At 57.9% G+C, this 23,659-nt stretch carries 24 protein-coding genes; 13 read left to right on the top strand and 11 right to left on the bottom strand.

The window, feature by feature from the left end; translation table 11 throughout:
- The first annotated feature begins 5 nt into the window (after window positions 1-5).
- A complete protein-coding gene (locus tag AC4ICF_RS12180; protein WP_116339718.1) occupies window positions 6-488 on the top strand; it encodes an L-2-amino-thiazoline-4-carboxylic acid hydrolase in 483 nt (160 codons plus the stop codon).
- On the top strand, window positions 485-1,711 hold the full coding sequence (locus AC4ICF_RS12185) for a Zn-dependent hydrolase (protein WP_316379207.1): 1,227 nt from the start codon (window positions 485-487) through the stop codon (window positions 1,709-1,711). The genes AC4ICF_RS12180 and AC4ICF_RS12185 overlap by 4 nt, the downstream gene beginning before the upstream one ends.
- A gap of 61 nt (window positions 1,712-1,772) precedes the next feature.
- Here the strand turns inward: AC4ICF_RS12185 and AC4ICF_RS12190 are convergent, their stop codons facing one another.
- Entirely contained in the window at window positions 1,773-3,260 is a 1,488-nt protein-coding gene (locus AC4ICF_RS12190) for an MFS transporter (RefSeq protein ID WP_316379208.1), read from the bottom strand.
- 117 nt (window positions 3,261-3,377) lie between these two features.
- On the opposite strand from AC4ICF_RS12190, the gene AC4ICF_RS12195 reads away from it, so the two are divergent.
- The 6 genes from AC4ICF_RS12195 (at window position 3,378) to narI (ending at window position 12,269) form a co-directional block, all read left to right on the top strand.
- Complete coding sequence (locus tag AC4ICF_RS12195; RefSeq protein WP_316379210.1) at window positions 3,378-3,953, top strand: TetR family transcriptional regulator; 576 nt, start codon at window positions 3,378-3,380, stop codon at window positions 3,951-3,953.
- 209 nt (window positions 3,954-4,162) lie between these two features.
- Window positions 4,163-5,548 carry a NarK family nitrate/nitrite MFS transporter gene (locus AC4ICF_RS12200; RefSeq protein ID WP_316379211.1) on the top strand — a complete coding sequence of 462 codons (1,386 nt, stop codon included), beginning with the start codon at window positions 4,163-4,165 and terminating at the stop codon, window positions 5,546-5,548.
- A gap of 67 nt (window positions 5,549-5,615) precedes the next feature.
- Window positions 5,616-9,356 carry a nitrate reductase subunit alpha gene (locus tag AC4ICF_RS12205; protein ID WP_316379212.1) on the top strand — a complete coding sequence of 1,247 codons (3,741 nt, stop codon included), beginning with the start codon at window positions 5,616-5,618 and terminating at the stop codon, window positions 9,354-9,356.
- Window positions 9,353-10,897, top strand: coding sequence for a nitrate reductase subunit beta (gene narH, locus AC4ICF_RS12210; RefSeq protein WP_008501747.1), 1,545 nt, complete (start codon window positions 9,353-9,355; stop codon window positions 10,895-10,897). Before AC4ICF_RS12205 ends, narH begins: the two co-directional genes overlap by 4 nt.
- Window positions 10,897-11,592 (top strand): nitrate reductase molybdenum cofactor assembly chaperone, encoded by a 696-nt coding sequence (gene narW, locus AC4ICF_RS12215; protein WP_316379213.1) that lies wholly within the window; start codon window positions 10,897-10,899, stop codon window positions 11,590-11,592. The genes narH and narW overlap by 1 nt, the downstream gene beginning before the upstream one ends.
- Window positions 11,589-12,269, top strand: coding sequence for a respiratory nitrate reductase subunit gamma (narI, locus tag AC4ICF_RS12220; protein ID WP_233003347.1), 681 nt, complete (start codon window positions 11,589-11,591; stop codon window positions 12,267-12,269). Before narW ends, narI begins: the two co-directional genes overlap by 4 nt.
- Window positions 12,270-12,348: 79 nt before the next feature.
- Here narI and nhoA read toward each other — a convergent pair whose 3' ends face one another.
- Window positions 12,349-13,194: an N-hydroxyarylamine O-acetyltransferase gene (gene nhoA / locus AC4ICF_RS12225; RefSeq protein ID WP_316379214.1), complete on the bottom strand. Its 846-nt coding sequence runs from the start codon at window positions 13,192-13,194 to the stop codon at window positions 12,349-12,351.
- Window positions 13,195-13,302: 108 nt separating this feature from the next.
- Between nhoA and AC4ICF_RS12230 the strand changes: the two genes are divergently transcribed.
- The 3 genes from AC4ICF_RS12230 (at window position 13,303) to AC4ICF_RS12240 (ending at window position 14,789) form a co-directional block, all read left to right on the top strand.
- Entirely contained in the window at window positions 13,303-13,875 is a 573-nt protein-coding gene (locus AC4ICF_RS12230; RefSeq protein WP_316379215.1) for a flavin reductase family protein, read from the top strand.
- 126 nt (window positions 13,876-14,001) lie between these two features.
- A complete protein-coding gene (locus AC4ICF_RS12235) occupies window positions 14,002-14,364 on the top strand; it encodes a CHAP domain-containing protein (protein ID WP_316379216.1) in 363 nt (120 codons plus the stop codon).
- A complete protein-coding gene (locus AC4ICF_RS12240; RefSeq protein ID WP_316379217.1) occupies window positions 14,364-14,789 on the top strand; it encodes a DUF3828 domain-containing protein in 426 nt (141 codons plus the stop codon). Before AC4ICF_RS12235 ends, AC4ICF_RS12240 begins: the two co-directional genes overlap by 1 nt.
- 72 nt (window positions 14,790-14,861) lie before the next feature.
- Here AC4ICF_RS12240 and fusA read toward each other — a convergent pair whose 3' ends face one another.
- The gene (fusA, locus tag AC4ICF_RS12245; RefSeq protein ID WP_316379218.1) at window positions 14,862-16,964 is read right to left on the bottom strand and encodes an elongation factor G; all 2,103 of its coding nucleotides are present in this window, start codon (window positions 16,962-16,964) and stop codon (window positions 14,862-14,864) included.
- 160 nt (window positions 16,965-17,124) lie between these two features.
- Between fusA and AC4ICF_RS12250 the strand changes: the two genes are divergently transcribed.
- Entirely contained in the window at window positions 17,125-17,424 is a 300-nt protein-coding gene (locus tag AC4ICF_RS12250) for an ArsR/SmtB family transcription factor (protein ID WP_316379219.1), read from the top strand.
- 40 nt (window positions 17,425-17,464) lie between these two features.
- Here AC4ICF_RS12250 and AC4ICF_RS12255 read toward each other — a convergent pair whose 3' ends face one another.
- A complete protein-coding gene (locus tag AC4ICF_RS12255) occupies window positions 17,465-17,701 on the bottom strand; it encodes a tautomerase family protein (RefSeq protein ID WP_316379220.1) in 237 nt (78 codons plus the stop codon).
- Between the two features lie 60 nt (window positions 17,702-17,761).
- Between AC4ICF_RS12255 and AC4ICF_RS12260 the strand changes: the two genes are divergently transcribed.
- Complete coding sequence (locus tag AC4ICF_RS12260; RefSeq protein WP_316379221.1) at window positions 17,762-18,223, top strand: winged helix-turn-helix transcriptional regulator; 462 nt, start codon at window positions 17,762-17,764, stop codon at window positions 18,221-18,223.
- Between the two features lie 86 nt (window positions 18,224-18,309).
- Here the strand turns inward: AC4ICF_RS12260 and AC4ICF_RS12265 are convergent, their stop codons facing one another.
- The 7 genes from AC4ICF_RS12265 to AC4ICF_RS12295 form a co-directional block, all read right to left on the bottom strand.
- The gene (locus tag AC4ICF_RS12265) at window positions 18,310-19,311 is read right to left on the bottom strand and encodes a Kdo(2)-lipid IV(A) acyltransferase (RefSeq protein ID WP_116339663.1); all 1,002 of its coding nucleotides are present in this window, start codon (window positions 19,309-19,311) and stop codon (window positions 18,310-18,312) included.
- A 191-nt stretch (window positions 19,312-19,502) separates the two neighbouring features.
- Entirely contained in the window at window positions 19,503-19,733 is a 231-nt protein-coding gene (gene pptA, locus AC4ICF_RS12270) for a tautomerase PptA (RefSeq protein ID WP_316379223.1), read from the bottom strand.
- Window positions 19,734-19,770: 37 nt separating this feature from the next.
- Complete coding sequence (locus tag AC4ICF_RS12275; RefSeq protein WP_316379224.1) at window positions 19,771-20,388, bottom strand: glutathione S-transferase family protein; 618 nt, start codon at window positions 20,386-20,388, stop codon at window positions 19,771-19,773.
- Window positions 20,389-20,554: 166 nt separating this feature from the next.
- Window positions 20,555-21,442 carry an ABC transporter substrate-binding protein gene (locus AC4ICF_RS12280; protein WP_116339659.1) on the bottom strand — a complete coding sequence of 296 codons (888 nt, stop codon included), beginning with the start codon at window positions 21,440-21,442 and terminating at the stop codon, window positions 20,555-20,557.
- Window positions 21,443-21,451: 9 nt separating this feature from the next.
- Window positions 21,452-22,225, bottom strand: coding sequence for an amino acid ABC transporter ATP-binding protein (locus AC4ICF_RS12285; RefSeq protein WP_163329568.1), 774 nt, complete (start codon window positions 22,223-22,225; stop codon window positions 21,452-21,454).
- Window positions 22,209-23,135, bottom strand: a complete 927-nt coding sequence (locus AC4ICF_RS12290) for an amino acid ABC transporter permease (RefSeq protein ID WP_116339655.1) — start codon at window positions 23,133-23,135, stop codon at window positions 22,209-22,211. Before AC4ICF_RS12290 ends, AC4ICF_RS12285 begins: the two co-directional genes overlap by 17 nt.
- Before the next feature lie 9 nt (window positions 23,136-23,144).
- Entirely contained in the window at window positions 23,145-23,654 is a 510-nt protein-coding gene (locus AC4ICF_RS12295; protein ID WP_439209807.1) for a GNAT family N-acetyltransferase, read from the bottom strand.
- Between the last annotated feature and the right edge of the window lie 5 nt (window positions 23,655-23,659).

Raw genomic sequence — 23,659 nt, forward strand, 5'->3', positions numbered from 1 at the left:
ATGTGATGAGTGATAATAACGAGCTGGGCATTCTCGCCCGCCGCAAAATTGAAGCAGAAATTATTAAGCCAATTTATGAAATCCTGGTGCGCGAGATAGGAAAAGCTCGCGCCCAGGCGGTCATTGGCGAGGCTATCGAGCAGGCCGCGATTGACGCAGGCAAAGCGTTTGCCAGCAAAGAACCCAACGGCGCGGACGTCAAGAGTTTCATCGCTCTGCAGTATCTGTGGGAAAAAGATAACGCGCTTGACGTGAAGGTGATCGACGCCGACGACCAGCAGTACAACTACAACGTGACTCGCTGCCGCTACGCGGAGATGTATCACGAAATGGGGCTGGGAGAGATTGGTCATCTGCTCTCCTGCGCGCGCGATGAAAAATTCATCGTTGGCTATGCGCCGGACGTAAAGCTGACCCGCACGACCACCATCATGCAGGGCGGTTCGTGCTGTGATTTCCGCTACCGCAGCAGTAAGGACAAGACATGATCCGCATTAACGCCGAACGGCTGTGGTCAACGCTTGAGATGATGGCGCAGATCGGCGGCACGCCCGCCGGTGGCGTGACCCGTCTGGCACTGAGCGAGGAAGATCGCATTGCGCGTAACCTGCTGCGCGACTGGGCGCTGGACGCGGGTTTCACCTGCGACATCGACAGCATGGGCACTATGTTTATCCGCCGCGCCGGGAAAAACCCGCAGCTTGCTCCGGTCATGACAGGTTCACATGTGGATACCCAGCCGCTGGGCGGTAACTACGACGGGGTGTACGGCGTGCTGGCCGGGCTGGAACTGCTGCGTACCCTAAACGATCGTCACGTTGATACTGAACGTGACGTTGTGCTGGTGAACTGGACTAACGAAGAAGGCGCGCGCTTTGCGCCGGCCATGCTCGCTTCAGGGGTCTGGACGGGACAATTTAGCGAAGCGTACGCGCATTCCCGCGCGGATAACGAAGGCATCACCGTGGGGGAAGCGCTGGACAACATCGGCTACCGGGGTGAACCCCCTGCCCGCGCGTTTCCGGTTCACGCCTGCTACGAACTGCACATCGAACAGGGCCCGATCCTGGAAGATGAAGCCGTCGATATCGGGTTAGTCCGTGCGGCTATGGGCCAGCGCTGGTTTACCCTCACGCTGGATGGATTCGCCGCCCATGCAGGCACCACGCCGATGCACAGCCGCCGCGATGCGTTAACCGCATTTGCCGATCTGGCGCTGAAGGTGGAAGAGATTGGCTATCGGCATGCACCGGACGGACGCGCGACGATCGGTATGGCGCAGGTTACGCCAAACTCGCGCAACGTGGTGCCGTCTCGCGTGGTGTGCAGCGTGGAGTTCAGACATCCTGCCCGGGAGGCGCTGGAAGCGATGGAGACAGCGCTGCATCTGGCGGCGCAAAGCCTGAGCGCGCGGGGCGTAACGGCTGATGTGGAACGGATTTTTGACTACGCGCCGATTGCGTTTGATGCCGTATGCCTGGCCCGCACGGAGAAAGCAGTAGCGGAACTAGGCTATTCGTCGAAATCCATGGTCTCTGGCGCGGGACACGACGCCTGCTACGTCAGCAAAGTCGCGCCTGCCAGCATGATCTTCATTCCCTGCGTGAAGGGTATCAGCCACAACGAAGCCGAGAAGATCCTGCCGGAGTGGGCAGAGAAAGGGGCAAACGTGCTGCTGCACAGCGTGCTTGCCGCCGCGCAGGACACATAAGCCGCCTTACCGGGCCTGCAAAAACGCTCCCGCAGGCCCGGTAAGCTCAACCTGGCACATTTTACGGCTTCGGCACCTTCGCCAGGCTAAACCAGATCCCGACGGCCAGCAGCAACAGCATTCCTCCTGCGCTGCCCAGCGCCACGCTGTGCGAGGTGATAAACGCGCTTTTCGCCGCCTCAATCACCGGCTCCGCCAGCGTTGGCGTCAGATCCTGCGCTACCTTCATTGCCTCACCTATGGATGACGAAGCCTGGTCGACGAGCGATGCACTGAGCCCCTGCGGCAGATTAATTGACGCGGAGAAGCTGCGGGTCAACAGCAGACCAAAGATGGCGATCCCCAGCCCGGCGCCCAGTTCATAGGACATGGTTTCAATGGCCCCTGCGGCGGCTGCTTTCTCTTTCGGCGCGGCCGCCATAATGGCCGAGGTCGAGGCCAGAAGCGCGCTGGCGGCGCTAAAGCCCAGCAGCACCATCAGGCCCCACGCCTGCCACTGCTGCGTGCTGAAATCAAGCATCGACAGACCGATAAAGCTGACCGCACTGAGGCCCATACCACCCGCAGCGACAATGCGCAGCCCCAGACGGCCCACCAGCACACCGGCGATCGGCCCGCTGAATCCGCTAGCCACCATCACCGGGAGCATGAACATGCCCGCCTCGAAGGGCGTAAAGCCGTGGACAAACTGCAGCTCTTGCGCCATCAGCAGTTCAAAGCCCACCAGCGCGATCATCGCCGTCATCGCCATTACCACGCCGCTTAAAATGATGCGGTGACAGAACAGGCGCATGTCGATCATCGGCACCCGGGCGCGCAGCTGGATACGCACGAAAATAAACAGCATCACGGCCCCCGTGAGCAAGGTACACGCCACAAGCCACGGCGACAGAACGCCTTTTAACGCGGTTTTGGCGCTGTAGACCAGCAGTAGAATGGCCACAATCAGCATGATCGCATGGCTGATATTTAACGGCTGCTCAGGGCGCCCTTCCTGCTGCGGGACAAAGCGCGCGGCAAGGGTAACGACGATAAGCACGATCGGCACGTTGATCAAAAATACCGAGCCCCAGTAGAAGTGCTCAAGCAGCATACCGCCAATCAGCGGACCAAACGCCGCCCCGCCTGAACCCACCGCCGCCCAGACGCCGAGCGCGATGTCGCGATCTTTCGCGTCGGTAAAGAGCGTGCGGATCCCCGCAAGCGTAGCCGGGATGATCATTGCCGCACCGATCGCCAGCGAGGCGCGCGCCGCTATCAGCCACCCTGCTGAGGGGGCAAACGCGGCCGCCAGCGACGACAGGCCAAACAGCGTGCTGCCGATCATCAATAGCCGTTTAAAACCGATGCGGTCACCCAGGGCGCCCATCGGCAGCACCATTCCCGCCATCACCAGCGAGTAAATATCGATGATCCACAGCAATTCATTGCCGCTGGCGCCCAGCGTCATGCTCAATGTCGGTGCCGCCACGTGCAGCACCGTCGCGTCAATCGCCACCGGGATATACACCAGCACGATAATCACTAACGCTAACCACTGACGAAACATAAATTTCCTTTTTATTTCAAACATGGACACATGTCCAGGATGCGATCCTACGTAAAGTTGAACGCATGTCCAGCTTTTTGTTACACTCGTTTCGGTCCTATTGAGGGTAGAAAAAAAATGCGGTATTTGAACAAGGAAGAGAGACGGGAAGCAATCCTCCAGGCCGCGATGCGTGTGGCCATGAGCGAGGGGCTGGCCGCTATGACGGTACGGCGCATTGCCGCAGAAGCGGGCGTCGCGACCGGACAGGTCCACCACCACTTTGCCTCCGGCGGCGAGTTAAAATCGCTGGCGTTTGTGCGCGTGATCCGCGAGCTGCTGGATGCCGACGTGGTGGGCGAAAACGCCAGCTGGCGGGAACGGCTGCACAGCATGCTCGGCAGTGACGACGGTGGCCTTGAACCTTACATTCGCCTCTGGCGGGAAGCCCAAATTCTCGCCAGCCGGGATCCCGAGATCAAAGCGGCTTATGTCCTGACCATGGAGATGTGGCATCAGGAGACCGTGGCGATTATCCGTGCCGGGGCGGCTGCCTGCGCGTTCACGCTTAGCGATCGGGCGGAAAATATCGCCTGGCGTTTAATAGGGCTGGTTTGTGGCCTGGATGGGATCGCCGTATTAAATATGCCAGAAATGGACGAGGCGGCGTTTAATAAGCATCTCGACAAACTTATCACGCTGGAATTGTTTTAATACTCCTTCTGGAGTATTAATTTTTGCACTAGTTACAATTAGTAACACATTAAGCGAACCCTTATTTCCATTCTAATCTCGGGGGTTCGCTTTTTTATCTATCCTTTCAGATGTATCCCAAAACATCCTAAAAACCCAATAATACATAACCACCCATCTTTTTGTTTTTACTTCATTTTTCTCTCCGTCAAGGTAAGCAAGAGGGCGATATGTCGCAACAAAGTGAAAAGAGTAATCAGCATCTATTGAGTAACTGGAAACCTGAAAACGCGCAATTTTGGGAGAATAAAGGAAAACATATCGCACGAAGAAACCTATGGATTTCTGTGGCTTGTCTGCTCCTTGCGTTTTGCGTGTGGATGCTATTTAGCGCCGTTGCGGTCAACCTCAATAAAGTCGGATTTAATTTCTCCACCGATGAGCTTTTTATGCTAACGGCATTACCTTCGCTCTCCGGCGCGATATTACGCGTCCCCTACTCGTTTATGGTGCCAATATTTGGCGGACGTTACTGGACGGTATTGAGTACCGTTATCCTGATTATTCCCTGCGTCTGGCTGGGGATTGCCGTTCAAAATACGGCCACCCCGTACTGGGTTTTTATCATCATCGCGCTGCTCTGCGGTTTTGCCGGAGCCAACTTCGCATCCAGCATGGGTAACATCAGCTTCTTCTTCCCGAAAGCCAGACAGGGCAGCGCGCTGGGCATCAACGGCGGGCTGGGCAACCTGGGCGTCAGCGTGATGCAGCTGGTTGCGCCACTGGTGATATTTCTGCCGATGTTTACCTTCCTCGGCGTGCACGGCGTGCCGCAGGAGGACGGCTCGACGATGTGGCTGGCCAATGCGGCCTGGATCTGGGCGCCGCTGCTGCTGCTGGCAACCCTTGCGGCGTTTTTTGGCATGAACGATATTGCCAGTTCAAAAGCCTCCATCGCCAGCCAGCTGCCGGTGCTGAAGCGCTTTCACCTCTGGCTCCTGAGCCTGCTCTATCTGGCGACCTTCGGCTCCTTTATCGGCTTCTCGGCGGGCTTTGCCATGCTGTCAAAAACCCAGTTCCCGGACGTGAACATCCTGCACCTCGCCTTCTTTGGCCCACTTATCGGCGCGCTGGCGCGTTCAGCGGGCGGGATGATCTCTGACAAACTGGGCGGCGTGCGGGTCACGCTGATTAACTTCGTCTTTATGGCCCTCTTTAGCGCCCTGATCTTCCTGACCCTGCCCGGCTCTGGCTCCGGCAGCTTTGTCGCCTTCTATCTGGTGTTTATGGGCCTGTTCCTTACCGCCGGGCTGGGCAGCGGTTCGACCTTCCAGATGATCGCGATTATCTTCCGCCAAATCACCCTCGACCGCGTCAAAAAGCAGGGCGGCACGGACGAACAGGCGCAGCACGAAGCGGTGACGGAGACCGCCGCCGCGCTGGGCTTTATCTCCGCCATCGGCGCCGTTGGCGGGTTCTTTATTCCCAAAGCCTTTGGCACCTCGCTGGCGATGACCGGGTCACCGGTCGGTGCCATGAAGGTCTTCCTCGCGTTTTACATCGTCTGCGTGCTTGTCACCTGGCTGGTGTACGGCCGCAAATCCTCACAAAAATAAAAACTACATCTTCGCCGGAGCGTGATGCAGCACTCTCCGGCCATGCTATCGAAGCAGGAGAAATGTCATGAGCAAACTGCTGGACCGTTTCCGTTACTTCAAAACAAAAGGTGACAGTTTCGCCGATGGGCACGGGCAGGTGTATCACACCAACCGCGACTGGGAGGACAGCTACCGTCAGCGCTGGCAGTTCGACAAGATTGTGCGTTCTACCCACGGCGTGAACTGTACCGGCTCCTGCAGCTGGAAGATTTACGTCAAAAACGGCCTGGTGACCTGGGAAACCCAGCAGACCGATTACCCCCGCACCCGCCCTGACCTTCCCAACCACGAGCCGCGCGGCTGCCCGCGTGGCGCAAGCTACTCGTGGTATCTCTACAGCGCCAACCGTCTCAAATACCCGCTGGTGCGCCGCCGGCTGATTGAACTCTGGCGCGAGGCGCTGGCGCAGCATACCGATCCGGTGCTCGCCTGGGATGCCATTCAAAACGATCCGCAAAAGGCGCAGAGCTACAGGAAGGCGCGCGGTAAAGGCGGGTTTATCCGCTCGAACTGGAAAGAGCTAAACCAGCTGATTGCCGCCGCCAACGTCTGGACCATCAAACACTACGGCCCGGATCGCGTGGCCGGTTTCTCGCCTATTCCGGCGATGTCGATGGTCTCCTACGCCGCCGGCACGCGCTATCTCTCCCTGCTGGGCGGCACCTGCCTGAGCTTCTACGACTGGTACTGTGACCTGCCGCCGGCGTCGCCGATGACCTGGGGCGAGCAGACCGACGTGCCGGAGTCCGCCGACTGGTACAACTCCAGCTATATCATTGCCTGGGGCTCGAACGTGCCGCAAACGCGTACTCCGGACGCCCACTTCTTTACCGAGGTGCGCTACAAAGGCACCAAGACCGTCGCCATTACGCCGGACTTCTCGGAGGTCGCCAAGCTCAGCGACCAGTGGCTGGCCCCCAAACAGGGCACCGACAGCGCCCTCGCCATGGCGATGGGCCACGTGATCCTCAAAGAGTTCCACCTCGATAACCCGAGCGATTACTTCCTTAACTACTGCCGCCGCTATACCGACATGCCGATGCTGGTCCTGCTGGATGAGCAGTCAGACGGTCGCGTGGTGCCGGGCCGGATGCTGCGCGCCTCGGACCTTGTCGACGGGCTGGGGGAAACTAATAACCCAGAGTGGAAGACCGTCGCCTTCAATATTGCCGGGGATCTGGTGGTGCCAAACGGATCTATCGGTTTCCGCTGGGGAGAAAAAGGCAAATGGAACCTGGAATCACTTGCCGCAGGCCAGGAAACCGAACTGACGCTTTCGCTGCTCATTACCCACGATAGCGTTGCGGACGTTGCCTTCCCCTACTTTGGCGGCAACGAAAACCCGCACTTCCGCAGCGTGAAGCAGGAGCCGGTGCTGACCCGCCGCGTGCCGAGCAAAACCCTGACGCTCGCCGACGGCAGCGAGAAACGCGTGGTCAGCGTTTACGATCTGGTGCTGGCTAACTACGGTCTCGATCGCGGCCTGGAAGACAGTAACGCCGCAGAAGGCTATGACCAGATCAAAGCTTATACCCCCGCCTGGGGCGAGCAGATCACCGGCGTGCCCGCCTGGCTGATTGAAAAAATCGCCCGCGAGTTTGCCGACACGGCGCACAAAACGCACGGTCGCTCAATGATCATCCTCGGTGCCGGGGTGAACCACTGGTACCACATGGACATGAACTACCGCGGGATGATCAACATGCTGGTCTTCTGCGGCTGCGTCGGGCAGAGCGGCGGCGGCTGGTCCCACTATGTGGGCCAGGAGAAGCTGCGCCCGCAAACCGGCTGGCTGCCGCTGGCCTTCGCGCTGGACTGGAACCGCCCGCCGCGCCAGATGAACAGCACCTCCTTCTTCTACAACCACGCCAGCCAGTGGCGCTATGAGAAGCTGACCGCGCAGGAACTGCTCTCCCCGCTGGCAGATACGTCGAAATTCACCGGACACTTGATCGACTTCAACGTCCGCGCCGAGCGCATGGGCTGGCTGCCGTCGGCGCCGCAGCTCAGCCTCAACCCGCTGCACATAAAAGCCCGCGCAGACGCGGCAGGCATGACGCCGCAGGAGTACACCGTTCAGGCGTTAAAATCGGGCGATATCCGCTTCGCCTGCGAGCAGCCGGACAACGGTAAGAACCATCCGCGCAACCTGTTCGTCTGGCGCTCTAACCTGCTCGGCTCGTCCGGGAAAGGCCACGAGTACATGCTGAAATACCTGCTCGGCACCGAGAGCGGCATTCAGGGCGAGGATTTAGGCTCAACGGACGACGTGAAGCCTGAGGAAGTGGAGTGGCAAACCGCCGCCATCGAGGGCAAGCTGGACCTGCTGGTAACGCTCGACTTCCGTATGTCCAGCACCTGCCTGTTCTCGGATATCGTTCTGCCGACCGCCACCTGGTATGAAAAAGACGATATGAATACCTCGGACATGCACCCGTTTATTCACCCGCTCTCGGCCGCCGTCGACCCGGCGTGGGAATCGCGCAGCGACTGGGAGATCTACAAAGGCATCGCCAAAGTTTTCTCCGAGGTCTGCGTCGGCCACCTGGGCACTGAAACTGACGTGGTGTTGCAGCCGTTACAGCACGACTCCCCGGCGGAACTGTCGCAGCCGTTTGATATTCAGGACTGGCGCAAAGGGGAATGCGATCTGATCCCCGGTAAAACGGCTCCGAACATCGCCGTGGTCGAACGTAACTACCCGGAAACCTGGGAGCGCTTCACCTCCCTCGGCCCGCTGATGGACACGCTCGGCAACGGCGGAAAAGGCATATCGTGGAACACCCAGAACGAGGTGGATTTCCTCGGCAAGCTCAACTACGTCAAGCTCGACGGCCCGGCGAAAGGCCGACCGCGTATTGAAACCGCCATTGATGCCTCCGAGGTGATCCTCGCCCTCGCGCCGGAAACCAACGGCCAGGTGGCGGTGAAGGCCTGGGAAGCGCTCGGGGAACTGACCGGGCGCGATCACACCCACCTGGCGCTGAATAAGGAAGACGAGAAGATCCGCTTCCGCGATATCCAGGCGCAGCCGCGTAAAATCATCTCCAGCCCGACCTGGTCCGGCCTGGAGAGCGAGCACGTGTCGTATAACGCGGGCTATACCAACGTTCACGAACTGATCCCGTGGCGTACCCTATCCGGCCGCCAGCAGCTGTATCAGGATCATCCCTGGATGCGCGCCTTCGGCGAAAGTCTGGTGGCCTATCGGCCACCGATTGACACCCGCAGCGTCACCCATATGCGCGAGATCCCGCCGAACGGCTTCCCGGAAAAAGCGCTCAACTTCCTGACGCCGCACCAGAAATGGGGCATTCACTCCACCTACAGCGAAAACCTGCTGATGCAGACCTTGTCGCGCGGCGGCCCCATCGTCTGGATCAGCGAAACCGACGCGCGCGAGCTGGGCATTGAGGACAACGACTGGATCGAAGCCTTCAACGCCAACGGCGCCCTCACCGCCCGCGCGGTAGTCAGCCAGCGCGTGCCGCCGGGTATGACCATGATGTACCACGCCCAGGAGCGCATCCTGAACATTCCGGGGTCAGAAGTGACCGGACGGCGCGGCGGGATCCACAACTCGGTGACGCGCGTCTGCCCGAAACCGACGCACATGATCGGCGGCTATGCCCAGCTGGCGTACAGCTTTAACTATTACGGCACCGTCGGCTCCAACCGCGACGAGTTCATCATGATCCGCAAAATGAAAAACATTAACTGGCTGGACGGCGAAGGTCGGGATCAGGTACAGGAGGCGAAAAAATGAAGATACGCTCACAGGTTGGCATGGTTCTGAATCTCGATAAATGCATTGGCTGCCACACCTGCTCGGTCACCTGCAAGAACGTCTGGACCGGGCGCGAAGGGATGGAGTATGCGTGGTTTAACAACGTCGAAACCAAACCGGGCATCGGCTACCCGAAAAACTGGGAAGATCAGGAGGAGTGGCAAGGGGGCTGGATCCGCGGCATACACGGCAAGCTGACGCCGCGCCTCGGCGGCAAAATGGGCGTGCTGTCGAAAATTTTCGCCAACCCCGTCCTGCCGCAGATTGACGATTATTACGAGCCCTTCACCTTTGACTATCAGGATCTGCACCGCGCGCCGGAAGGGGATCACCTCCCTACCGCTCGCCCGCGCTCGCTGATTGACGGCAAGCGGATGGACAAAATCGTCTGGGGCCCCAACTGGGAGGAGCTGCTGGGCGGCGAGTTTGAAAAACGCGCCCGCGACCGCAACTTCCAGAAGATCCAGAAGGAGATGTACGGCCAGTTCGAAAACACCTTCATGATGTACCTGCCGCGCCTGTGCGAGCACTGTCTGAACCCGAGCTGCGTTGCCACCTGCCCGAGCGGCGCAATTTACAAGCGCGAAGAGGACGGCATCGTGCTGATCGACCAGGACAAATGCCGCGGCTGGCGCCTGTGCATCAGCGGCTGTCCGTACAAGAAAATCTACTTCAACTGGAAGAGCGGCAAGTCAGAAAAATGCATCTTCTGCTATCCGCGCATTGAGTCCGGCCAGCCGACCGTCTGCTCGGAAACCTGCGTCGGGCGCATCCGCTATCTCGGCGTGCTGCTGTACGACGCGGACCGCATTGAAGAGGCGGCAAGCACCGAGCATGAAACCGATCTGTACGAGCGCCAGTGCGACGTGTTTCTCAACCCGAACGATCCGGCGGTGATTGAGGAAGCGCTGAAGCAGGGTATTCCGCAGAACGTGATTGACGCCGCCCAGCGTTCGCCGGTCTACAAAATGGCGATGGACTGGAAGCTCGCCCTGCCCCTGCACCCGGAATACCGCACCCTGCCGATGGTCTGGTACGTGCCGCCGCTGTCGCCGATTCAGTCCTACGCGGATGCCGGCGGCCTGCCGCAGAGCGACGGCGTCCTGCCTGCCGTGGAAAGCCTGCGTATTCCGGTGCAGTACCTGGCAAACATGCTCAGCGCGGGCGATACCGGCCCGGTGCTGCGCGCCCTGAAGCGCATGATGGCGATGCGTCACTACAAACGCTCCCAGACCGTGGAAGGCGTAACCGATACCCGCGCCATCGAAGAGGTCGGCCTGACCGAAGCGCAGGTTGAGGAGATGTACCGCTATCTGGCCATCGCCAACTACGAAGACCGCTTCGTGATCCCGACCAGCCACCGCGAAATGGCGCGCGACGCCTTCCCGGAGAAAAACGGCTGCGGTTTCACCTTTGGCGACGGCTGCCACGGCTCCGACACCAAATTCAACCTCTTCAACAGCAGCCGCATCGACGCGATCAACATCACCGAGGTGCGCGAACACGGGGAGGGAGAATAATGCAGATCCTTAAAATCATCGCGCTGCTGATTGAGTATCCCGATGAGCTGCTGTGGGAAAACCGCGCTGAGGCGCTTTCCCTGGTTGAGCAGGACGCGCCCATGCTGCTGCCGTTTGCGCAGCAGCACCTGAATGCCCCGCTGCTGGATAAGCAGGCCGAATGGTGCGAAGTGTTTGAACGCGGGCGCGCAACGTCTCTGCTGCTGTTCGAGCACGTTCACGCCGAGTCCCGCGATCGCGGTCAGGCGATGGTTGACCTGATGGGCCAGTATGAGAAAGCCGGGCTACAGCTCGACTGCCGCGAATTGCCGGACTATCTGCCGCTCTACCTGGAGTTCCTCAGCATCGTTACAGATGAAGAGGCGCGCGAAGGATTGCAGAACGTCGCGCCGATCCTGGCGCTGATTGGCGGCCGCCTGAAGCAGCGCGGCGTGGCGCACTATCAGCTGTTTGATGCCCTGCTGACGCTGGCGGGCACGCGGCTCTCCAGCGACAGCGTGGCGAAACAGGTATCCGGTGAAAAACGGGATGATACCCACCAGGCGCTGGACGCCGTGTGGGAAGAGGAACAGGTGAAGTTTATCGAAGACAACGCCACATCGTGCGACAGCTCGCCGATGCAGCAATATCAACGACGCTTTAGCCAGGACGTCGCGCCGCAGTACGTGGACGTCAGCGCCGGAGGCCCAAAATGATCCATTACCTGAACGTGTTTTTCTATGACATTTATCCGTACATCTGCGCCACCGTGTTTTTCCTCGGCAGCTGGCTGCGCTACGACTACGGGCAGTACACCTGGCGCGCCTCGTCGAGCCAGATGCTCAGCAAGCGCGGTATGAACTGGGCCTCTAACCTGTTTCATATCGGTATCCTGGGGATCTTCTTCGGGCACCTGTTCGGCATGTTAACCCCGCACTGGATGTACGCCTGGTTTTTACCCGTCGCGGTTAAGCAGCAGCTAGCCATGATTGCGGGCGGAATTTGCGGCGTGCTGACGCTGATTGGCGGGTCAATGCTGCTTTACCGCCGCCTGTTCAACCAGCGGGTGCGCGCCACGTCCACCACGCCGGATATCATTATCATGAGTATTTTGCTGTTCCAGTGCATCCTCGGGCTTTCAACCATTCCTTTCTCCGCCCAGTACCCTGACGGAAGCGAGATGATGAAGCTGGTCGGCTGGGCGCAGGGGATCGTGACGTTTAAGGGGGGCTCGTCAGAGATGCTGAGCGGCGTTGCGCCGATCTTCCGCGTTCATCTGGTGTTGGGAATGACGATCTTCCTTATCTTCCCGTTCACCCGCCTGGTGCACGTGTGGAGCGCGCCGTTTGAGTACTTTACCCGGCGGTATCAGGTGGTCAGATCGCGCCGTTGATTTTGTTGGGTGGCGGCTTCGCCTTACCCGACCTGCGTTCAAGCTAGTGTAGGCCCGGGAAGGCGATGCCGCCGCCGGGCTATTTCCCCGCCTGCGGATGCGTTTCAAACCCTGCCATCACCGCCGTTAACTCCGCCAGTGAAAAACCGTGCTTCGGATCGTCAACGCCCAGCCCGAAGCGCTCCTGCATCAGCTGATACAGCGCCACGGCATCCGGTAAATGGATCTGCTCCTCCACGTGCCCGTTCTGCCAGTGGGTGAAGTTGAAGTTGGTCAGCGTCAGCTTGCCGCCGTCCGGCAGGTGGCGACACATCAACAGATGATGACGGAAATGGGACTGCGGCCAGTGCGCCGACCAGAAGTTTCCCATCACGTAATCGCTGAAATATTGCGTCGTCAGGTCAAAATGGTACATCGACTGCCAGTGTTCGTGGTGGCGGAACTGCAGCACCCAGTCGTTGCCCTCGCTCAGCAGACGGTACAGCCCGTGCGGGGTCTCTTGCTCCTCGTTGGCAAGCAGACGAATCGGCGCCGTCAGCGTCTGTCCGCCAAACCCCACGTCGGCAATCCAGCGCTCGCCGTTCAGCTCGACCAGCAGCAGGCGATGCGTGCGCGGCGGCATTTGCGGCGGATTTGCCAGCACGACCCGACCCAGCACGCTGCGCACGGTAAACCCGACTTCACGCAAGACGCGCTCAAAAAGACCGTTTTGCTCAAAGCAATATCCCCCGCGTCGCGCCGTCACCAGCTTATCCACCAGGCATTGATCTTCAAGGTGGATTTCGCGCGGCAGAACAACATCAATATTCTCAAAAGGGATCGCACAGTTGTGGTGTAATTGCAGCGCGCGCAGGGTATCGATATCCACCCGTGTCGGTTGCGCCCAGCCGATGCGGTCGAAATAGGCGGTTAGAAATGGGGACATACATCAGTTTCCTTTGATTGTGATGTTCTGTTTATAAACTAATTTTACACAGTCACTTTGATTTACGTGCTTTTTCGCCATACTCATCGGTGTAGATGAGGAGATCCTATGAGCCATTTTCGCCCTGTTGAATTACGTCATGCCAGCCGCCTGCTCAACCACGGCCCCACCGTGCTTATCACCAGTCGGGATGAAACCCTCGACAGACGCAACGTAATGGCCGCCGCATGGTCAATGCCCGTTGAGTTTGAACCGCCGCGTATCGCGATCGTTGTGGATAAAAGCACCTGGTCACGCGAGCTGATCGAGCGCAGCGGAAAGTTTGGCATCGTCATCCCCGGCGTGGCGGCGGCCAACTGGACATACGCGGTCGGTAGCGTCAGCGGGCGCGACGAGGACAAATTCAACTGCTACGGGATCCCGGTCGTGAACGGTCCTGAACTTGGCCTGCCGGTCATTGAAGAAAAATGTCTGGCGTGGATGGAGTGCCGGTTATTACCCGCCACTTCCGCGGCAGAGAAATACGATACGCTGTTTGGCGAAGTGGTTTCCGCGGCGGCCGATGACCGCGCGTTTGTCGCCGGGCGCTGGCAGTTTGACGGGGATAAACTGAATACCCTGCACCATCTTGGGGCGGGGACGTTTGTGGCGAGCGGGAAAATGGTGAAGGCGCTGGATTGATTTCCTAAATTATATCCTACTGAATTATAGTAAATTTCTATGGCATTTTATGTTTACTATTGCGTTGTAAAACGGAGGATATTTCCAGAGTTGCTGCATTAGCACTCTCGCGTTAAGGAAATATCAATGACATGGAATAAAGATGGCGCAATCTTATATGCTAAATCACACGCCCAACCGAAGAGCACGGGGTATTGTGCTCACTACGTCACCGAAGCGATCAGAACGGGTGGAAGATTAAAAATCCCCAATACGCGTCTGGCAAAAGACATGGGGCGCACATTGGTCAATGCTGGCTTCCGCCTGATATACGATCAACCTCATGCAGGGGACGTGGCGGTTATTCAGAATATAGTGGGTCATGATAGCGGTCACGTTTGCATATACGATGGTCAGCAGTGGATCAGCGATTTTGTTCAACGCACCATGTACCCAGGGCAGGCTTACCGCAACATACAACCTCATTACGAACTGTTCAGGCATGACTAATGAAGCCACTCTTCTTTTTACTTTTCACCCTGTCTCCATTCGCGATAGCAGATAGCATCTCTTCACCGGGCCAGACGGCGCTTAAATTCAATCAATGGTATATCGCGCAGTTAGAGCAGAACAAACCGCCCGTACTCAATCCAGACATTATGAATGAATACGTTGCCTCAGGGACAATTGCAGCAATAAAAGAATTGTATTCAGGCGACAGTAACGAAAAAGATATGCCCGACGCGGATATGTTCATCAAATCGCAGGATTGGGATGAGGACTGGAATCAGATAACCGTCCTGCACTCTGATTTTGACGCCGTTTGTACAAACGTCTATGTCGCGTTTGGAAAGAAACACGATCACGTGGTAGCAGATTGTCTCGTTCAGGAAAAAGGGAAATGGAAAGTTCGCTCGGCGACGCTGATTAAGTAACAAGCTGATATTAAAAAACTTTATACAATGAAAAAAACACATGGTAGCCAAACGACTACCATGTGCAATTAATTAACTCTTCGCACGCCGCGAAATAATCTCATCCGCAACATTCCGCGGAGCTTCCGCAAAATGATGGAACTCCATCGTATACGTCGCGCGCCCCTGGGACATCGAGCGCAATGTCGTGGCATATCCAAACATCTCCGCCAGCGGTACGTCAGCGCGAATAATCTGGCTTCCGTACTGCTCGGCCATCCCCTGCACCATGCCACGGCGGGAAGAGAGATCGCCCATGATGTTCCCGGCGTACTCTTCCGGCGTTTCCACCTCCACGTGCATGATCGGCTCAAGAATAACCGGATCCGCTTTCCGAGCGCCCTCCTTGAAGCCGAGGATCGCCGCCATGCGGAACGCCATCTCCGAGGAGTCGACGTCGTGGTACGAGCCAAACGTCAGCGTCGCTTTGACGTCGACAACCGGATAGCCCGCCAGCACGCCGCTGTTCATCGCCTCCCGCAGCCCCTTCTCAACGGACGGGATATACTCGCGCGGCACCACACCGCCCTTGGTGGCATCTTCAAATTTAAAACCACTTCCGGGCTCCAGCGGCTCCAGGCTCAGGACCACATGGCCGTACTGCCCTTTACCACCGGACTGCCGGACAAATTTGCCTTCGATATCCTTCACCGCCTTGCGCAGGGTTTCGCGGTACGTCACCTGCGGACGACCAATATTCGCCTCGACGCCAAACTCACGCTTCATGCGGTCGACGATGATCTCAAGGTGTAGCTCGCCCATCCCGGAGATAATCGTCTGACCGGACTCTTCGTCAGTGTGCAGGCGAAACGACGGATCTTCCGCCGCCAGACGCTGGAGCGCGATCCCCATTTTCTCCTGATCGCCCTTGGTTTTCGGCTCGATCGCCAGCGAGATAACCGGGTCCGGGAACTCCATGCGCTCAAGCGTGATGACGGCGTTCGGATCGGTGAGCGTATCTCCGGTGGTCACGTCCTTCAGCCCAACGCATGCTGCGATATCGCCCGCGCGCAGTTCGTCCACCTCATGCCGATCGTTGGCATGCATCAGCACGATACGACCGATGCGCTCTTTCTTCCCTTTCACCGGGTTATACACCGCGTCGCCTTTGCGCAGCACGCCAGAATACACGCGGATAAAGGTCAGCTGCCCGACGTACGGGTCGCTCATCAGCTTGAACGCCAGAGCCGAGAACGGCTCATCATCGCTCGGGTGACGCTCCGCGTGCTGCCCTTTTTCATCCACGCCGTCAATGGCCGGCACGTCCAGCGGCGACGGCATCAGCTCAATCACCGCATCGAGCATGCGCTGTACGCCTTTATTCTTGAATGCGCTGCCGCACAGCATCGGCTGGATTTCGCCCGAGATGGTGCGAATACGCAGTCCCCTGATGATTTCCGCTTCATCGAGATCGCCCGTTTCCAGGTATTTGTCCATCAGATCGTCGCTGGCTTCCGCCGCCGCAGAGACCATTTTCTCCCGCCATTCTCTGGCGGTGCTGACTAAATCATCCGGCACGGGCGCATAGGTAAATACCATGCCCTGCGTCGCATCGTCCCACAGAATGGTGCGCATCTTGATGAGGTCCACCACGCCTGTGAAATGGTCTTCGGCACCCACCGGAATGACAATCGGCACCGGATTGGCCTTCAGGCGTTCCTGCATCATCCGCACCACGCGGAAGAAATCGGCGCCCGGACGGTCCATTTTGTTGACGAAGGCCAGTCGCGGAACGTGATATTTATTGGCCTGACGCCAGACGGTTTCCGACTGCGGCTGCACGCCGCCCACGGAGTCATACACCATCACGGCACCGTCGAGCACGCGCATAGAACGCTCCACTTCAATGGTGAAGTCCACGTGTCCCGGGGTGTCGATGATGTTGATCCGGTGCGGTTCAAACCCTCTGTCCATACCCGGCCAGAAGCAGCTGACCGCCGCGGAGGTAATCGTGATCCCGCGCTCCTGCTCCTGCGCCATCCAGTCAGTGGTTGCCGCGCCATCGTGTACTTCACCCAGCTTGTGGCTCATCCCGGTATAAAACAGAATGCGCTCAGTGGTGGTGGTTTTACCGGCATCGATATGCGCGGAGATACCGATGTTGCGATAACGTTCGAGAGGGATGGGTCGGGGCATGATATTTCCTTAAGTCTCATGACTTGTCTGTGACGACCGGGATGGTCGTGCATTCGTTCGTTTGCTATAATAGTCCTATTGTACGAGTATTATCGAACTATTTTTTAACGGTTGACCTATTGTTGATATAGCTCAATCTGACGCCAAACGCAGGAAAACGATGATCCCAAACCACCCTGAAACTGAACAAATACTGCTGGAAAATGTGCTGTTTGCCCTCGGCAACCCGCTCCGGCTGTCGATTATCCGCCGGCTGGCCGATGGCAGTGAACTCAGCTGTAACGCGCTGCGCCCGGGCGACGTGGTGAAGTCCACGATGACCCATCACTGGCGCGTTCTACGCGACAGCGGGGTCATCTGGCAGCGTCCGCAGGGACGAGAAAATATGATTTCATTGCGAAGAGAGGATCTGGATGCCCGCTTTCCGGGGCTGATGGACATCCTTTTACGTGCTCATTAAACCTCTTATCGCCGGGAGGAATATGTGCCTCCCGAACGTATCAGGACGACTGCGTCGACGCGAATTTCTTCGCAATCATTTCAGCAGTAGGCTGTAATCCCCCCAGGCTCCATTGCTCCGGCTCGTGTTCATCAATACGGATCCAGACCGAATTCCGGAATGCCGGATCCCCTTTCCCCTCGATTTCCACCATTAAGTCCGTCATTCGGCGCAGCAATTCACTTTTTTGCTCGGCGTTCATGATCCCTTTAATCGTTTGTACATTCACAAATGGCATTGTATTCTCCCTATAATCAAGGTCTAAAAATCATACTCAGATTAGAAAGGAAAACACCCTGTGTCAAAAGATAAATCATTGCCTTACCTCTTACCCGAACTGTGCGGGCTCGCAGAAGGGGCAAAAATCATTGGCGATCAATGGATTTTGCTGATTTTGAGGGAGGCTTTTTACGGCATCACTCGCTTCGAGACCATGCGCAACCATACCGGCATCACTAAGCAGACGTTAGCAACGCGCTTAAAGTTGATGACGGAACTGGGGTTGCTTTCCCGAAGACCTTACCGGGAAGAAGGATCACGGGAACGGTATGAATACCAGCTTACCGACAAAAGCCGCGCTCTTGCCCCGGTGCTGCTATCTCTGATGGAGTGGGGACACCTGCATGTTTTACACACCGCACCGCATATCACGCTGGTGGATAAAGCGAGTGGTGAACCGGTGCGCATTGGCTATGTGAATGCGCAGGGTCATGAGGTCATGCGAAGCCAGGTTCAGATTGTGCCGTCAACAGAGGGGTAAGCCGGGCGGTGTGTCCCCTGCTTCCCCTGTCAGGTTACCTAATCCAAACCCTCAGCAGCGTGGCGCTCTGCGCAAACGGCACGCTTTTAGTGCTGAACGCCCGAGCGGTCAGAAAAATCGCTGGCGGAGAGAAGATCACTCCGTGTTGCCGTCTGTTTCTGGCGGGCATACCGGTCAGGTACGCCTTCAGGACGCGTTTTGAAGCGACGGTGCAGCCACATATATTGTTCAGGTGCCATCCGCACGGCGCGCTCAATCGCCCTGTTCATCTGCGTCGCCACGGCGACTTTGTCGCTGCCCTGTAACGCCTCGCTGATATCCTCCAGAATAATCAGCTCGTATCCTGTACCGTCCGCCCTGCGGCGCGGCACGAACGGAATCACGGCAGGTTTCGCGCTTTTGACCAGCATATAGCTTCCAGCGGTCGTGGCGGCATCCGGAACCGCAAAAAACGGCGCAAACACGCTGTTGGCTTTGCCATAGTCATGATCCGGGGCGTACCACAAAATCTCATTCTGTTTCAGCGAGCGGATCATGCCCTTTAAATCATGGCGATCGAGCATGGTTTTATTGGCGCGCAGACGCCCGCGCGTCTGTAGCCAGTCCAGGAGCGCATTATTGTTAGGGCGATACACCCCAATACCGGGGTTGAGCATGCCAAATATCCGCGCGCCCAGCTCAAGCGTCAGAAAATGCATCCCGACCAGCACCACGCCCTTTCCCTGCGCCCTGGCTTTTTCCATGTGCTCGTAACCCGTCACGGTAAAGCATTTCCGCACCCGCCATGCAGGCCAGAACCACGCCATGCCGGTTTCGATTACCCCCATCCCCACGGATTCAAAATTACGCTGCAGCAAAGATTCACGCTCTTCTGCTTTCATCTGCGGAAAGCAAAGCTCCAGGTTTCGGCGGGCAATCTCGACGCGGCGAGGAAGTAAGCGCATCGCCAGCCGACCAAGGCCATGACCGATTCTGAACAGTAGCGGATAAGGGAGCAGCATGATGAGCCACAGCGCGGCGATGCCTGTCCAGCTTAGCCAGTATCGAGGGTGGAAAAAGGCAGGTGAAAACCGGGGTAATTTTGTCATGAGAAAATTATCCTTTAACGTTGCTGTCCTTAATTGATTCTGTTGTCGATCTTTCCTAAGGATTTATTAAATGTCAGTCAGAAACGTTAAGTGTAACGGATCGGATAAAACTCACGTTTATCGTTTTTTGCGAAATGAGGGTGTGAGAGTCAGGAGAAGCCGGGTAAGACGACGCTACCCGGCCCCAAAAATTACATTGAATACCCAGGCTTCTTAATTAACTCGTCCAGCTTCGGCCCTATTTCGGTATCCCAGACCTGGGCTTTCCAGTCTTCCTGGTTCACCTGGTTCAACGCCACCGATACCGAACTGTCTTTGCTGTTGAAATGGCGAATAATCACCTCGGCGATATCTGCCGCCAGCGCGGTTTTTTGCTCGTCGTTAAAATCGCGGGGAAAACATTTGATATCTACGTGTGGCATATGCAGGCTTCCTGTTATGTGTGAGCCTTCCACGTTATCAGATTATGTTGTTGGCCTTTAACACCTTGTGCAGTTCCGGCAGTTGACACACCGTATCCGCAATCGCCGTAAACCTGGGTGTGTTTGCCGCAAACCAGTCATGCCGAGGCCCCCAGGTGCGCGCCACCGCAATATATACGTCCAGCAGCGTCAGCCGTTCCCCCAGCGCAAACGGGGTAGCCTTAAGCTGGCTTTCAAACCACAAGTAGAGGGATTTCCGGTATTCGATGCAGTTTTTCTGCAGCTGTTCCGGCGCATCCGGCACCCAGCGTTCGGGATAGTCTGCATACGTAAACGTGGGATAGACGTTGGCCACAAACCAGATGAGCAGACGCTGAAACTGCTGACGTTCGGCCTGCCCCACGGGTGGAACAAGATCGGGACATCTGTCGAGCACCATCAGGGCAATTGCCGCAGTTTCGGTCATGATGGCGCCATTTTCCAGCGCCAGCGTTGGCACCTGACACAGCGGGTTGAGCTTTTGCAGCAGCTCGCGCTGCGGGCCGGGCTGGTCAAACCCGTCCACGTTCACAAACTGATAAGGGATACCAGCCAGGGTGAGCATCGCTTCACCGATCGCCGAGCCCCAGCCGGGTACGCCATAGAGTTTTATCATGTTGCCCCCTGCGGGATGAAAACCCTAAGTGTATACCCGTTATACTTCAAGTTGCAGGTGCGTTGGCTGCACTCACTCACCCCAGTCACGTACTTATGTACGCTCCCGGGGATTCGTTCCCTTGCCGCCTTCCTGCAACTCGAATTATTTTGGGTATAGAGCACCATTAGTAGGTTATCCCAGGCGGGTTGACCTCCGACTGCGTCACCGCTTCCCCCTGTTCGCCCCAGCGCGCCAGCACCTTCTGGTAATCTCCCCGCTTAATCGCGCCGTCAAGCGCGGCCTGCAGCGCGTACACCAGCTCATTACCTTTTTTGGTGGTGGTCGCAACATAGGCTTTTTTTGGCCCTAAACCGACCACGCGGGTTTTGCCCGTAAGCGCTGCTTTGTAAGCTGAAACCGACTGAGGGCCAAAGAACACATCCGCTCTGCCGGACTGGATATAGAGATTGCCCGAGGCATCGTCGTGGAGATAAACCGGCAGCGCGGGCGTCCGCCCCGCCTTTTTGTTCTCTTCGTTCCAGCCCAGCAGAATGCGCTCCTGATTCGTGCCGGAGCCGACAATCACCTTTTTCCCGGCCAGATCTTCCGCGCTTTTGATTGACTGGATCTCGCTGGTGGATTTCACCGAAAACGCCAGAGAATCGACGCGGTAGGTCGCAAAATCAAACTTCTCTTTACGCTGCTCGGTCACCGCAATGTTCACCAGCGCCACGTCGTAGCGCCCGGAGGCAATCCCCAGCGGCCAGTCTTCCCACGCCGTCGGCACCAGCTTCAGCTTTAGCCCCAGGCTACCCGCCAGCAGGCGGGCCATATCCGGATCGCTACCGATGCGCGTACGGTTATCGCTGGCCAGCAGCGCCAGCGGCGGAGAATTCAGCATCGAGATGGCGACCGTCAGCGTACCCGGCTCAACGAATTTGTAATTGGCGGGGATCTTCGCCACGGCCTGCGGATCCACCGTCACCGGCAGCGGCTGCTCGTTGGCTTTTAGATCAATGCTGGCGTGGCTCGCCGTTGTGAAGATCAGCCCCGCCAGAAGCCCATATTTCATTGGCACTCCTTATAAGACTTTCGAGAGGAACTGGCGCGTTCGCGGGTGCGACGGGCGGTTCAACACCTCGTCGCTGCTCCCCTGCTCAACGATTTTCCCGTCAACCATAAACACCACCTGGTCCGCCACTTCACGGGCAAAGCCGATCTCATGGGTGACCACCACCAGCGTGGTGCCGGAACGGGCGAGCTTTTTGATCACGTCCAGCACTTCGCCGACCAGCTCCGGGTCCAGCGCCGAGGTGGGCTCGTCAAACAGCATCACGCGGGGACGCAGCGCCAGCGCGCGGGCAATGGCGATACGCTGCTGCTGACCGCCGGAAAGATGGCGTGACCAGGCATCGGCTTTATCCCGCAGCCCAACCACGTCCAGCAGGCTGTACGCCCTTTCCACCGCCTCTTTTTTGCCGAGCTTTTTATGCGCTATGGGCGCCTCTATCAGGTTTTCCAGCACCGTAAGATGCGGGAAGAGATTGAAGTTCTGGAACACGTAGCCCACGTTGACGCGCTGCCTGAGGATCTCCTTCTCCTTCAGCTCGTAGAGCTTATCGCCCTGACGACGGTAGCCGATGTAATCCCCGTCTATCTGGATAAAGCCTTCGTCGACGCGCTCCAGGTGGTTAATGGTGCGCAGCAGCGTCGATTTTCCCGACCCGGACGGCCCGAGGATCACCGTTACTGACCCGGGAGGGATCTCAAGCGAAACGTTGTCGAGCGCCTTATGGCGGCCAAAAAACTTGCTGACGCCGGTGATCGAGATATGTCCTTCAGGAGAGGCTTGCATGGACGGGCTCCTGTGCTGGCGTGGTGGTCACGGAACGGGCGCGGCGGGTGTCGCGGTTCTGATTCACGGCGGAGCGGCGTTCGCTGCGTGCCAGACCGCGCTCAACAACATACTGAATTGCGGACAAGACGGTGGTAATGACCAGGTACCAGGCAGCCCCGACCATCAGCAGCGGGATCACCTCCTGCGTGCGGTTGTAGATCATCTGGATGGTATAGAACAGCTCCGGCATCGCCAGGACGTACACCATCGCCGTGCCCTTGGCGAGGCTGATGATTTCATTGAATCCTGACGGCAGGATTGTGCGCAGCGCCTGAGGCAAAATGATCCGCACCGTACGGCGCCAGGCCGGGAGACCCAGCGCGGCGGCGGCTTCATACTGGCCGTGATCGACCCCGAGGAATCCCCCGCGAATGATCTCGGCGGTATAGGCGCTCTGCACCAGCGTCAGCCCCACCACGGCGGTGGAGAACTGCCCCAGCACGTTAATGGTCTCAAAGCTGCCCCAGGTGATGCCGGTGAACGGCACGCCGAGAGAGAGCGTGTCGTAGAGATAGGAAAAGTTGTACAGGATGATCAGCACCACGATCAGCGGTAGCGAGCGAAACAGCCAGATGTAGGCCCACGCCAGGCTGCTCAGCAGCCATGACGAGGACAGTCTCGCCAGGGCCAGCATGCCGCCAATCACCACGCTCAGCGCGGTGCCGATCAGCGTCAGGAGCAGGGTCTGCCCTACGCCTTCGAGGATCACCGGGTCAAAGAACCAGCGGGCGAACACCGCCCACTCCCAGCGCGGGTTAAAGGCCACGGACTGAATCACGACGGCCAGGACAAACAGCGCCACCGCGGCGCCGACGGCCCGCAGCGGATAACGCGCCGGGACCACCTTAATGGTTTCAACGTTGCTCATCGTCGTTCCTCATGCGGTTTTACTGAACGCTTCGCGTACCAGCGTTTTAGTGAAGCGCAGCCGACCGTCAAAGGGCGGCTGGCTGTACTCTTCCGGATCCCGGTTCAGATCGAACTGCGGCTGATAGCCCTGGCTAAGATAAAGCCTGACTGCTTCCGGCTGGCGAAAACCGGTTGTCAGGTAGATCTGGCTGTACCCTGCCAGCACCGCCCTGCGCTCCAGCTCCTGCACCACGCGCCCGGCAAGCCCCTGCTGGCGCAGGGTTTTGTCCGTCCAGATGCGTTTGATTTCCGCGGTGCGTTCGTCGAAGGGCTTGTACGCGCCGGTGGCGATAATCTTCCCGTCGCGCTCCAGGACGATAAACACCCCCTGCGGTGCTAAGTACCACTCGGTGAGTTCCACTTCCGCGTCTTTAGAGAAGTAGTCCCCGTAGCGGGCGGCATATTCACCGAACAGCCCCTCGATGATGGGCTGAAGCTCGGCATCTTCCGGCGACACGTCACGAAATCGTTCACTCATAGCGC

This window comes from Enterobacter sp. ECC_219_Taxon_10 (assembly GCF_058354905.1).